This is a genomic window from Flavobacterium proteolyticum (assembly GCF_015223105.1).
Classification (GTDB): Bacteria; Bacteroidota; Bacteroidia; order Flavobacteriales; family Flavobacteriaceae; genus Flavobacterium; species Flavobacterium proteolyticum.
In genome coordinates this window covers 18,678-31,488 of the sequence record NZ_JADFTZ010000002.1, presented here as the reverse complement: position 1 = coordinate 31,488, position 12,811 = coordinate 18,678, and the positions used below count along the sequence as shown (strand labels likewise).

9 protein-coding genes are annotated in these 12,811 nt (G+C 34.0%); 6 read left to right on the top strand and 3 right to left on the bottom strand.

Translation table 11 applies throughout. The features are described from left to right. Positions 1–233: 233 nt before the first annotated feature. From asnB to IM755_RS05535, 6 genes are all read left to right on the top strand, one after another. Positions 234–1,850: an asparagine synthase B gene (gene asnB, locus IM755_RS05560; RefSeq protein ID WP_194094554.1), complete on the top strand. Its 1,617-nt coding sequence runs from the start codon at positions 234–236 to the stop codon at positions 1,848–1,850. A 261-nt stretch (positions 1,851–2,111) separates the two neighbouring features. Then, entirely contained in the window at positions 2,112–4,052 is a 1,941-nt protein-coding gene (gene gyrB, locus IM755_RS05555; RefSeq protein ID WP_194094552.1) for a DNA topoisomerase (ATP-hydrolyzing) subunit B, read from the top strand. Further along, positions 4,024–5,052, top strand: a complete 1,029-nt coding sequence (locus IM755_RS05550) for a DUF6588 family protein (RefSeq protein WP_228063903.1) — start codon at positions 4,024–4,026, stop codon at positions 5,050–5,052. Before gyrB ends, IM755_RS05550 begins: the two co-directional genes overlap by 29 nt. 27 nt (positions 5,053–5,079) lie before the next feature. Further along, positions 5,080–6,012, top strand: coding sequence for a malate dehydrogenase (gene mdh / locus IM755_RS05545; RefSeq protein WP_194094550.1), 933 nt, complete (start codon positions 5,080–5,082; stop codon positions 6,010–6,012). Between the two features lie 301 nt (positions 6,013–6,313). After that, the gene (gene secDF / locus IM755_RS05540; RefSeq protein ID WP_194094548.1) at positions 6,314–9,238 is read left to right on the top strand and encodes a protein translocase subunit SecDF; all 2,925 of its coding nucleotides are present in this window, start codon (positions 6,314–6,316) and stop codon (positions 9,236–9,238) included. 81 nt (positions 9,239–9,319) lie between these two features. Continuing rightward, the gene (locus IM755_RS05535) at positions 9,320–9,781 is read left to right on the top strand and encodes a gliding motility lipoprotein GldH family protein (protein ID WP_194094546.1); all 462 of its coding nucleotides are present in this window, start codon (positions 9,320–9,322) and stop codon (positions 9,779–9,781) included. Positions 9,782–9,828: 47 nt separating this feature from the next. On the opposite strand, the gene lgt is transcribed toward IM755_RS05535, so the two are convergent. The 3 genes from lgt to cysS form a co-directional block, all read right to left on the bottom strand. Beyond that, a complete protein-coding gene (gene lgt, locus IM755_RS05530; protein WP_194094544.1) occupies positions 9,829–10,761 on the bottom strand; it encodes a prolipoprotein diacylglyceryl transferase in 933 nt (310 codons plus the stop codon). A gap of 233 nt (positions 10,762–10,994) precedes the next feature. Beyond that, positions 10,995–11,252 carry a membrane protein insertion efficiency factor YidD gene (gene yidD / locus IM755_RS05525; protein WP_194094542.1) on the bottom strand — a complete coding sequence of 86 codons (258 nt, stop codon included), beginning with the start codon at positions 11,250–11,252 and terminating at the stop codon, positions 10,995–10,997. A 46-nt stretch (positions 11,253–11,298) separates the two neighbouring features. Next, a complete protein-coding gene (gene cysS, locus IM755_RS05520; protein WP_194094540.1) occupies positions 11,299–12,783 on the bottom strand; it encodes a cysteine--tRNA ligase in 1,485 nt (494 codons plus the stop codon). Between the last annotated feature and the right edge of the window lie 28 nt (positions 12,784–12,811).

The window sequence follows — 12,811 nt, the reverse complement described above, 5'->3', positions numbered from 1 at the left end:
AACAAAGCCACTTACTTGAGTGGTTTTTTTATGATTTGTAACCAAAACAAAGGTAAAACAGACTTTCTGATTTACAATATAATTAAAAAATCAATTTTTAGTTTTAAATTATAACTAAAATTAATTTTTAGGTTCATTATTTAAACTTATATATTCAATTTTGCTTCATCAAGTTAAGTGAATCAGTTTTATCACTTAAACAATTAAACATTTCAACGATTAAACTTAAAATTATGTGCGGAATATTAGCCATTATAGGAAAAGGAAAAGAAGAAGCATTAGTGCAGCAATTGTCAAAAAGAATGAGTCATCGTGGTCCAGATGAAAGCGATATTCATGTAACGGAAAAAGGTCACATTTTGGCGCACGAGCGTTTGTCAATTGTCGATTTACACACAGGAAAACAACCCTTTCAAGGAACTGATTCGGCTTGGATGGTGCATAATGGCGAAATATACAATCACAAAAAGTTAAGAGAAACTACGTTGAAACATCATACGTTTAGAACTACATCAGATTCAGAAGTTATAGTGCATTTGTATGAAGAATTTGGTTACGATTTCTGCGATATGTTAGACGGAATTTTCGCTCTAGTCGTTATCGATGGCGATGATTATATCGTAGCTCGCGACCCACTTGGAGTAAAGCCTTTGTATTACGGAATGGATGAAAGAGGTCGTTTGTATTTTGCTTCCGAAATGAAAGCGATTACCGACCAATGTAAGTCATTTTCAACATTTCCTCCGGGACATTATTATACTGAAAAAACAGGTTTCGTAAAATACTACAAACCAGAATGGGAAGCACATGAAAAAGCAGTTGAAAAACTAGATTTACAAGCTTTAAATGCAAGTTTGACTCAAGCCGTTGAAAAACGTTTAATGTGCGATGTGCCATTTGGAGTTTTACTTTCTGGAGGATTGGATTCGTCGTTAATTGCATCCATCACTTCAAGATTGTTAGAAGGAAGCGGACAAGAATTGCATTCGTTTTCTATCGGATTAGATGCTTCGGCTCCAGATTTAGTTGCGGCCAAAAAAGTGGCAGATTTCATTGGAACAACGCATCATGAAATTCATTTCACAGTCGAACAAGGAATTGAGATTTTAGATAAGTTGATTTGGCATTTGGAAACCTATGATGTAACGTCAATTCGAGCTAGTACGCCTATGTATTTCTTGTCGAAAGCCATTACGGAAAAAGGAATCAAAATGGTATTATCTGGCGAAGGTGCGGATGAGATTTTCGGAGGTTATTTGTATTTCCGAAACGCTCCATCAGTATTAGATTTCCAAAAAGAAACTATCGAACGCGTGCAAAAGTTATTTACTGCCGATTTACTTCGTGCGGATAAATCAACTATGGCACACGGTTTAGAAGCAAGAGTTCCGTTTTTAGATAAAGCGTTTTTGGATTTAGCAATTAAAATTCAACCCGAAGAGAAAATGCCAAAAACTTATGACGGAATTGAAAAATATATTTTACGAAAAGCATTCGATACACCCGAAAAACCCTTTTTACCCGAAGAGATTTTATGGAGACAGAAAGAACAGTTTTCTGACGGAGTAGGTTACAACTGGATTGATACTTTAATCGAGTATTGCTCTAGTCAAGTAACTGATGAAGAATTTGAAAAAGCAAAACTGTTCTTTCCTTATAACACACCAGTTACAAAAGAGGCGTTTTATTATAGAAGAATATTTCACAAGCATTTTCCACAAGAAAGTGCGGCACAAACGGTTCGCAAATGGATTCCAAAATGGCAAGAAAACCAAGATCCAAGCGGAAGAGCTAATGCAGCTCACGTTAAAGCAGATGTGTCAATTGCAGTAGAAAAAGAAGTGGTTTAGTATTTTTTATTAGGTTTGTTGTTTTGAAAGACCTCTTTAATTGCATTTTAAAGAGGTTTTTTTTATTTCTTCTATTTTGAGGAAATTAAAAAATTATCAAAAATTAAAAATAAGATGGTTTTTGTTCGATTTAAGCCACTTTTGTCAAAAATTAACAATTGTTGATAACTTGCCTTTGTGTTAAGTTCGTTTTTGTTTCTTCTTTTTATCTAATTACTTATATTTGTTGATATTAAAAATACTTTATTTAGCGTAAATATTATGAGTGAAGAAAATAAAAAAGGTAGTTATTCGGCCGACAGTATTCAAGCATTAGAGGGAATGGAGCACGTAAGAATGCGTCCTTCCATGTATATTGGAGATACTGGAGTTCGTGGATTACACCATTTAGTTTATGAAGTTGTTGATAACTCAATCGATGAGGCTTTAGCCGGACATTGTGATACGATTTATGTAGCCATTAATGAAGATAATTCTATTTCTGTTGAAGATAACGGACGTGGAATTCCAGTTGATATTCACAAAAAAGAAGGTGTTTCCGCTCTTGAAGTTGTAATGACCAAAATTGGAGCAGGAGGTAAGTTCGATAAAGATTCATATAAAGTTTCTGGAGGTCTTCACGGGGTTGGAGTTTCGTGTGTTAACGCGCTTTCTGATCACTTAAGAGCTACAGTTCACAGAGAAGGTAAAATTTACGAACAAGAATACGAAAGAGGTAAAGCGCTTTACCCAGTGAAGCAAATTGGTACTACAGACAAGAGAGGAACAATCGTTACTTTTAAACCTGATGGAACAATTTTTACGCAGACTTTAGAGTATTCTTACGATACATTAGCGTCTCGTTTACGTGAGCTTTCTTTCTTAAATAAAGGAATTACTATCACGTTAACAGATAAACGTGATATTGATGATAAAGGACAACCAAGAACAGAAACTTTCCATTCGAGAGAAGGTTTAAAAGAGTTTGTTAAGTTTTTAGATGGAAATCGTGTGCCAATCATTGGTCATGTAATTTCGATGGAAAATGAAAAAGGTGAAATTCCTGTTGAGGTTGCTTTAATTTATAATGAAAGTTATTCAGAAAATATATTTTCTTACGTAAATAATATCAACACGCACGAAGGAGGAACGCACTTGCAAGGTTTCCGTATGGGATTAACGCGTACGTTGAAAAAATATGCAGATGCTTCTGGATTGTTAGATAAATTGAAATTCGAAATTTCGGGAGATGACTTCCGTGAAGGTTTAACAGCTATTATTTCGGTAAAAGTTGCAGAACCACAATTTGAAGGTCAAACAAAAACTAAACTTGGAAATAGAGAAGTAGTTTCTCCAGTTTCTCAAGCGGTGGCTGAAATGCTTGAAAATTATTTGGAAGAAAATCCAAACGATGCTAAAATCATTGTTCAAAAAGTAATTTTGGCAGCTCAAGCGCGTCATGCAGCTAAGAAAGCTCGTGAAATGGTACAACGTAAAACCGTTATGGGCGGTGGAGGTTTACCAGGTAAATTATCAGATTGTTCAGAACAAGATCCAGCAAGATGTGAGATTTTCCTTGTTGAGGGAGATTCAGCAGGTGGAACTGCAAAACAAGGTCGTGATAGAGCGTTTCAAGCGATTTTGCCTTTACGTGGTAAGATTTTGAATGTTGAAAAAGCAATGCATCACAAAGTTTTTGAAAACGAGGAGATTCGTAATATTTTCACTGCTCTTGGAGTTACTATAGGTACTGAAGATGATAGTAAAGCTTTAAATCTTTCTAAGTTGCGTTACCACAAAGTAGTGATTATGTGTGATGCCGATGTTGATGGTTCTCACATTTCAACCTTAATTCTAACATTCTTCTTTAGATTTATGAAAGAATTAATCGAAGGCGGTCACGTATATATTGCAACACCACCTTTATATTTGGTTAAAAAAGGAAACAAAAAAGAATATGCTTGGAATGATGATCAACGTGATTTAGCTAACGAAAGAATGGGCGGAAGTGCTGCAATTCAACGTTATAAAGGCCTTGGGGAGATGAATGCAGAGCAATTATGGGAAACAACATTAAATCCAGAATATAGAACTTTACGCCAGGTTACAATTGATAGTTTAACTGAAGCCGACAGAGTTTTCTCTATGTTAATGGGTGATGAAGTGCCACCTCGTAGAGAATTTATTGAGAAAAATGCTGCTTACGCAAAAATTGATGCGTAAATCGGTAACTATAATAGGATTGTTTTTAGCTTTCTTTTTTTCTCAAAAAAGTATGGCTCAAACTCCTCAAGAAATTGAACAAATAGGGCATCTGTTATCAGATGCCTTATTGTATTCTGAGCAGTACATTGTTCCTGCCACTGATGCTGCGGTTTATCAAGCATCTGCAGCGTGGATAATGTCTCCTAAAAAACGAAAAAGATGGGATGTAAATTTAGGTTTACATACGAACATTTTTTTTGTTCCAAAGGCGGATAGAACGTTTCAAATTCAAAATTCTGATTTTGAATTTTTTCATATTGAAGGTGCTACTTCAGCTACGGTTCCGACTTCGCTAGGTAATGATAATCAGGTATATTTGGTTGGCGAATTAGGTGGGGAGCAGGTACGTTTTAAAACCCCTCAAGGAATCAATCAAGAAACGGTAATTTATCCCTATTTGCATGGTAGCATAGAGTTGCCTTACGGATTTGAATTTATCGCCCGATATTCGACTAAAACAAAGCTGAAAAGAGGCGATTACCAAGTCTATGGTTTCGGATTAAAACATAACTTTAGTCAGTATTTTCCAAAAGTAGAAACTAAAAATATTTACTTTTCAGCTGCGGCTATTTATTCGAAAGAAGATATCAGTTTTGATTTTTTAGATATTGATACGGCTTACGGAAATTTGGGAATCAATAACTTGAATGGTTTGGTAGATACTTTTCATTTTCAACTAAGTGCTTCTAAAGAATTCAAACGTTTTGAATTGATATGGAATTTTATTGTAAATCATAGTTCGTTTGAATATGTCGTAAGTGGCGAAAAAGGTTCTATCGAAGAAGTAATCCCAATTCAAGAGGTTATTAACGGACTTTTAGAGCGAATTGCAAAGGATAAAACGAATGTCTTAGGAGAAATTTCGGGTAGATATCAAATAAGCAAAATTTATCTGCAAAGTTCAATTGCTTTTGGTAAATTTGTCAACGGAAATATTGGAGTTCAATATCAATTTTAATTTAACAATTTTAATATACACAACAAAATGAAAGTAACAATAGTAGGTGCGGGTAACGTAGGTGCAACATGTGCAGATGTTATTTCGTACAGAGGAATCGCAAGCGAAGTAGTATTAGTAGACATCAAAGAAGGTTTTGCTGAAGGTAAAGCGATGGATATTATGCAGTGTGCTACAACAACTGTATTCAACACACAATTAAGCGGAACAACAGGAGATTACACTAAAACAGCAGGAAGTGATGTAGTAGTAATCACATCTGGAATTCCAAGAAAACCAGGAATGACTCGTGAAGAATTAATCGGAATCAACGCAGGTATCGTTAAATCTGTTGCTGATAACGTATTAACTCATTCTCCAAATGCAATTATTGTAGTAGTGTCAAATCCAATGGATACCATGACGTATTTAACGTTAAAAGCAACTGGATTACCTAAAAATAGAGTAATTGGAATGGGTGGGGCTTTAGATAGTTCTCGTTTCAAATATTATTTATCAAAAGCATTAGACAAACCAGCTAACGATGTTCAAGGTATGGTAATTGGAGGTCATGGTGATACTACTATGATTCCATTAACACGTTTAGCTTCTTACAATGGTGTTCCGGTTTCTAATTTCTTATCTCAAGCTGAGTTAGATAAAGTAGCTGCTGATACTATGGTGGGTGGTGCTACTTTAACAGGTTTATTAGGAACTTCTGCTTGGTATGCACCAGGAGCTTCTGTGGCTTATTTAGTAGACAGTATCTTAAACGATCAAAAACGTATGATTCCATGTTCAGTATTCTTAGAGGGAGAGTACGGACAAGAAGATATTTGTATGGGGGTTCCATGTATTATTGGTAAAAATGGAGTTGAGAAAATCGTTGACGTACAATTAAATGATGCTGAAAAAGCATTGTTTGCTAAGAGTGCAGATGCAGTTCGTAACATGAACGCCGATTTGAAATCAGTATTGTAATTTCACATCAAAATAAAATTGAAAAACTGTCAAGAAATTGGCAGTTTTTTTTTGTTTTAATCATTTTTTAAATACTATTTTTAAATGGTATTTGTTACTAAAGATTGGAGTTTTCAACAATATTTTCTGTTTTGTGAAATACTTTTTTAAGATGCAAGTGTTTCATTTTTAAGGAATAATGTGTTTTTGTAGTGAAACTTAGCTAAAAAGGTTACTTTAATCGAAAATAAAATTGCTAAATCCTATTGTAAATTATATATTTGTCCGTTTTTATAAAATAGAATAAATAAATTTTAGAATAATGCAGAATAGAGGACTTATTAAATTTTTCGCAATTATCTTTGCTTTGGTATGTGTATACCAGCTTTCTTTTACTTTCGTAGCGAATAGTATTGTTTCTGATGCAAAAGCATTTGCAAAAGGAGATACAGCTAAAGAATTACGCTATTTAGATTCTATCGGTAAGGAAGAAGTATACTTAGGGCATACTTACAAAGAAGTTACTAATAACCAAATCAACAAAGGTCTTGACTTAGAAGGAGGATTAAACGTTATTCTTCAAATTTCGGTTAAAGATGTTTTGAAAGGATTAGCTAATGATTCTAAGAATCCAGCTTTCAATAAAGCACTTGCAGATGCAAAAGCAAACCAACAAGGAAATCAAGATTACATCGATGCTTTTTTTGAAGCTGCTAATGCTGCAAATGTGAAATTAGCTGCGGCTGATGTTTTTGGAAACAGAAACTTAGATGAAGTTATTAAGTTTGATATGACTAACAAACAAGTTGAGCCAATCATCAAACAAAAAGTTCAAGAATCAGTAGAGAGTGCTTTCAAAGTATTAAGAGAGCGTATTGATAAATTTGGAGTTACTCAACCTAATATTCAATTATTAGGAAATTCTGGAAGAATTTTAGTAGAGTTACCAGGAGCTAAAGATGTAGATCGTATTAAAAAATTATTACAAAGTACAGCTCAATTAGAGTTCTGGGAAACTTATAAAATTGAAGAAGTTGGACAATATTTGATGTCTGTTGAAGATGCATTAAAGAAAACAGAAGTTGCTGTTAAAGCTGCTCCTACTAAAACAACAGGAATCGATTCATTGTTAACAGACAAAGCAGATACTACTGCAGCAACGGCTAATAGTCCTTTCTTAGGTAAAATGTTAGCTCCAGGTCAGCAAGGTGCTCCACATATTGGAACATTTGCTACTAAAGATACAGCTGCAATCAACGGATATTTAAAAAGAGCTGATATTAAAGCGTTGTTACCTGCTAACTTAGCTAATATTAGATTTGCTTGGGGTAAAACAAATGCAAAAACTCCAGATGTAACAGATTTATATGCCTTAAAAGGAACAAGAGATAATGTTGCGCCTTTAAGTGGTGGTGTAATTGTTGATGCAAGAGATACTTTTGATCAATTAGGTAAGCCAGCTGTTTCTATGCAAATGAATGGAAATGGAGCTAGAAAATGGGAGCAAATTACAGGAGCAGTTTCGCAACAAGGAAATGCAATTGCAATTGTATTAGATAATATAGTTTACTCTGCACCTGGTGTAAGTAAAGGAGCAATTACCGGTGGTCAATCAGAAATTTCTGGGAACTTCACAATTGAAGAAACAAAAGACTTAGCAAACATTTTAAGAGCAGGTAAATTACCAGCTGCTGCAGAAATTGTTCAGTCAGAAGTGGTAGGTCCATCTTTAGGACAAGAAGCTATTGATAATGGTATGTTGTCATTCGTTATTGGTTTTGCTTTAGTATTATTATGGATGGTAGTTTACTATGGTAAAACTGGTTTCTATGCTAACTTAGCGTTATTAGTAAATATTTTATTCATTTTTGGAACATTAGCAAGTTTTGGTGCTGTATTAACATTACCAGGTATCGCGGGTATCGTATTAACCATTGGTATGGCGGTAGATGCTAACGTGATCATTTTTGAAAGAGCAAAAGAAGAATTAGATAATGGTAAATCAGTTCAAGAAGCTACTGATTATGCTTTCACTTGGAAAGGTGCGATGTCATCTATTATTGATGCTAACGTTACTACTGCAATTACTGCTATTATCTTACTAGTATTTGGTACAGGACCAATTCAAGGTTTTGCTACAACATTATTAATTGGTATTTTTACTTCTGTAATTACTGCTGTTTTTGTAACAAGAATGTTCTTAGATTGGAGTTTAAGCAGAAATGAAAAATTAGCTTACTCAACTTCATTAACTAAGACTTGGTTTAAAAATTTAAATATCGATTTCTTAGGGAAAAAGAAAATTGCTTATGTAGTTTCAGGTATTTTAGTAGCATTGAGTATTTTCTCATTAGCAACTAAAGGATTAAATCAAGGTGTGGATTTTGTTGGTGGTAGAACATACCAAGTACGTTTTGATAAACCAGTTTCTGCTCCAGATGTAACGGCTGATTTAGTAGCTGTTTTCGGAAGTGCTGAAGCAAAAGTTTATGGTGGAAACGACCAGTTAAAAATCACTACCAAGTATAAAGTTGACGAAGAAGGTGAGGGAGTAGATAAAGAAGTAAACCAAAAATTATACGAAGGTTTAAAGAAATATTTACCAGCTGATTTAACATATGATAAATTTGCAAACCTTTATGAAGGAAAAAAAGTAGGTATTTTATCATCTGCAAAAGTTACAGGTACTATCTCTAAAGATATTAAGACAAACTCTTTATGGGCAGTTTTAGGTTCATTATTTGTGGTATTTGTTTACTTGATGATTAGTTTCCGTAAATGGCAGTTTGGTTTCTCAGCTGTAATTGCAGTTGCGCACGATACGATTATTGTATTAGGTATTTTCTCATTCTTCTACACCATTTTACCATTCAACATGGAGATTGACCAAGCATTTATTGCAGCAATCTTAACGGTAATTGGTTATTCGTTGAATGATACCGTAATTGTGTTTGATAGAGTTCGTGAGTACTTAGATTACAATTCATCACCTGATTTCAAAGGATTAGTAAACAAAGCGTTAAATACTACATTAAGTAGAACTATCAATACTTCTGCAACAACATTAGTTGTATTAGTGGCTATCTTCATCTTTGGAGGTGAAACGATTAGAGGATTCGTATTTGCTATCTTAGTAGGTATTTTAGTAGGAACTTATTCTTCATTGTTCATTGCAACTCCAGTGATGCAAGATACAATTGGTGAAAAAGAAGGTCGTAAAATGGCTGAGTTTAAAAAAGAAGACTAAGTAATTAGTTTCGATATATAAGAAAAGTCCTGATTTATATCAGGACTTTTTTTATATTTATAATTCTAAAAATGATAAATTATGAAAGCTAAATTTATTTTATTTGCTCTTGTGTTCGTATTAACGTCTTGTAATAAGAATGAAGTGTATGACGAATTTAATCGTGATTTTACAGATAATCGTTGGGAAAGTAAAGATGTGAGGTCATTTGAGTTTGAAAATATGCAATCTGAGGGAATTTGTGAGTTGAAGATACACTTTGGTCATATAAGTGGGTTTCAGTTCAAAGAAGTGCCTTTAGAAGTTGAAATTACAACTCCTGATGGTAAAGTTGAAACTCTTCCAATTGTTTTGAAACTTATTGATGAGTCAGGTAAAGATATAGGTGATTGTTCAGGAGATATTTGCGATGTATTTCAAACCATTAAAACCTTTGATACACTTGAAAAAGGAAAATATAAAGTTGCTGTTAAAAGTGAATTTACAGGACCTTATTTACCAAATGTTCTCGGTATTGGAATTGTAGTTGAAAAACAAAAATAAAAAAGGCGGTTAGAATTTCTAACCGCCTTTTTGTATGTATTATTTCATTATGCTTCTTTAACTTCTTTTGCTTTCCAAACAAAGTAAAATCCAATAAATATAAACGGAATGCTCAACCATTGACCCGTTGAAAGTGCATTAAAAATTGGATATTGCTCAAATCCACCTTGACTTTCTTTTACAAATTCCACTACAAAACGAATCGACCAAAGTAGGATTAAGAACAATCCAAATAAGTAACCTGCTTTGTTTCTTGCTTCAGTTTTCCAATATAAAAACATTAGAATAGCGAAAACAAAAACATAACAGATAGCTTCGTATAACTGTGCTGGATGTTTTGGTGTTACAGCAGCTAAATATTCTGCAAATTGAGGGTTTGTAGCAATAGTATTGTAAGCCTCGTTTTTGTCTCCAATTTGTGTTATTTGCATTGCATCGTTTGCATTGTATTTATCTCTTAAGAATTTAATTCCGAATGCTGAACTAGTTTCAGTTCCAACGATTTCTGAGTTGAAGAAATTACCTAAACGAATAAAAATCGCACCTAAAGAAACCGGAATTACAATTCGGTCTAAAATCCATAAAAACGAACGTTTAATAACTCTTCTTTGGATGTAAAACATGGTAATAATGATTCCAATAGCTGCACCATGACTCGCTAAACCAGCAAAACCTGTGAAATGAAGAGTTGGTTTTGTACTAATTGGCAATAAAATACTCAACGGGTCTTGGTGAAATAATTCGGATTGATAAAAAATTACGTGTCCTAATCGAGCTCCAAGCATTGTAGCTACTAAAGTGTATACAAATAATTTATCTAAAGATTCTACCGATTCGTTTTCTCTCATGAAAATAGGTTTCATAACGTACCAGCCTAACCCAAAAGCCAATACCCAAGAAAGACTATAAAAACGTAATAAGAAAAATCCTAAATCAATCCCTTCCGAAGGATTCCAAACCATATTGAGTGCGTGAATCATAATTTTTGTTTCTGATTAAAGCGTAAAAATAAATATTATTATTGGGAAACTTGTTAAAATTCCGATAAGAAATTTTCAAGTACAAGAACAACTTCAAGTTCAAAATTCAATTTTAGGAACACAGATTGAATAAATTTAAATAATTTTAAAAATTAGAAAAGAGATGCGCTCTTTGAATCTCTATTTAATGCAATAAAAATCAAATAAAATCAGTGTATCTCTGTTTAAAAAAATCAAGGCACTGGATCATAACCGCTTCTTCCCCAAGGATGACAACTAAATATTCTTTTAATAGCTAACCAACCACCTTTAAACAACCCGTGTTTCTGCAACGCTTGAATTGTATAAGTGGAACATGTCGGTTCAAATCGGCAAGTGGCTGGTGTAAAAGGAGAAATGCCAACTTGATAAAATCGCACCAATAAAACAAACGGATAAACAAACCATTGTTTCAGTGTTTTCGGATATTTCGATTGGTGTTGGCTACACATAATTATTGATTAAAAAAAAGAACCTCAATTGAGATTCTTTGTATTGTTAAAAGGTAAAACTAGTTCCTTCTTTTCCGTCTTTTAATTGAATGCCTAACGCTAATAACTGGTCGCGAATTTGATCCGATAAAGCAAAATTTTTATTCGCTCTAGCTTCGTTTCGCATGCCAATTAACATTTCAACTACACCGCTTAATTTTTCGGTAGTATTTGAATTTCCTGAAGCTTCATTGCTAATTCCCAATACATCAAACAAGAAACTTGAAATCGTATTTTCTAAAAGTTGAATATCTTCAGCTGTTAACGTTTCTTTTCCGTCGTTTACTAAATTGATGTAACGCGCTCCTTCAAATAATTGTGCAATTAAAATAGGCGTGTTAAAATCGTCGTTCATCGCATCATAACAACTTTGTTTCCAACTTGCAATATCTAAAGTAGAAGTAGTACTAGCTTTCAACATCGGAATTAATTTGTACGATTCCATTAAACGAGAATATCCTTTTTCACTAGCCAACATCGCATCGTTTGAAATATCTAAAACACTTCTGTAGTGCGCTTGTAAGAAACAAAAACGTACGATATTCGGTTGGAAAGGTTTTTCAAAAAACGTATTTTCACCTGTAACCAATTCCATTGGAAGAATGTAATTTCCAGTCGATTTACTCATACGCAAACCATTCATGGTTAACATATTGGTGTGCATCCAAAAATTAACTGGGGAATGTCCGTTACACGCTTTTCCTTGTGCTACTTCACACTCATGATGCGGGAATTTCAAATCCATTCCACCGCCGTGAATATCGAAAGTTTCGCCCAAGTATTTTGTGCTCATAGCTGTACACTCTAAATGCCAACCCGGAAAACCTTCACCCCAAGGTGAGTTCCAACGCATAATATGTGCTGGAGAAGCATTTTTCCAAAGCGCAAAATCTTGCGGATTTTTCTTTTCGTTTTGTCCGTCTAAATCTCTAGTGTTAGCAAAAAGTTCTTCGATGTTACGGTTACTCAATTCACCGTAATTCATTCCTTTTTGGTTGTAGGCAAACACGTCAAAATAAACCGAACCGTTACTTTCGTATGCAAATCCGGTATCAATCAATTTTTGAGTTAACTCAATTTGCTCTAAAATATGTCCCGTTGCAGTTGGTTCAATCGTAGGCGGAAGAAAATTAAAGGTATCCAAAACTTTATGAAAATCCACCGTATATTTCTGTACGATTTCCATAGGTTCTAATTTCTCCAAGCGCGATTGTTTCACAAAACGGTCGTTATCCACATCGCCATCATCGGTTAAATGACCGGCATCGGTAATGTTTCTAACATATCTAACTTTGTAATCTAAATGTTGTAAATAACGGAAAATCACATCAAAACTCATAAACGTACGTACGTTTCCTAAGTGCACATTGCTGTAAACTGTAGGGCCACAAACATACATCCCAATATTTCCTTCATGAATAGGAGTAAAGGTTTCTTTCTCGCCCGAAAGCGTGTTGTATATTTTTAACGTTTGATTTTTATGTAATTCCATTTTTGTGATTGCTCAATATTTATGATAG

What these genes read in the sequence shown, in the direction of transcription:
- asnB (WP_194094554.1), top strand. Translation starts at nt 234, where the DNA reads ATGTGCGGAATATTAGCCATTATAGGAAAAGGAAAAGAAGAAGCATTA.
- gyrB (WP_194094552.1), top strand. Translation starts at nt 2,112, where the DNA reads ATGAGTGAAGAAAATAAAAAAGGTAGTTATTCGGCCGACAGTATTCAA.
- IM755_RS05550 (WP_228063903.1), top strand. Translation starts at nt 4,024, where the DNA reads ATGCTGCTTACGCAAAAATTGATGCGTAAATCGGTAACTATAATAGGA.
- mdh (WP_194094550.1), top strand. Translation starts at nt 5,080, where the DNA reads ATGAAAGTAACAATAGTAGGTGCGGGTAACGTAGGTGCAACATGTGCA.
- secDF (WP_194094548.1), top strand. Translation starts at nt 6,314, where the DNA reads ATGCAGAATAGAGGACTTATTAAATTTTTCGCAATTATCTTTGCTTTG.
- IM755_RS05535 (WP_194094546.1), top strand. Translation starts at nt 9,320, where the DNA reads ATGAAAGCTAAATTTATTTTATTTGCTCTTGTGTTCGTATTAACGTCT.
- lgt (WP_194094544.1), bottom strand. Translation starts at nt 10,761, where the DNA reads ATGATTCACGCACTCAATATGGTTTGGAATCCTTCGGAAGGGATTGAT.
- yidD (WP_194094542.1), bottom strand. Translation starts at nt 11,252, where the DNA reads ATGTGTAGCCAACACCAATCGAAATATCCGAAAACACTGAAACAATGG.
- cysS (WP_194094540.1), bottom strand. Translation starts at nt 12,783, where the DNA reads ATGGAATTACATAAAAATCAAACGTTAAAAATATACAACACGCTTTCG.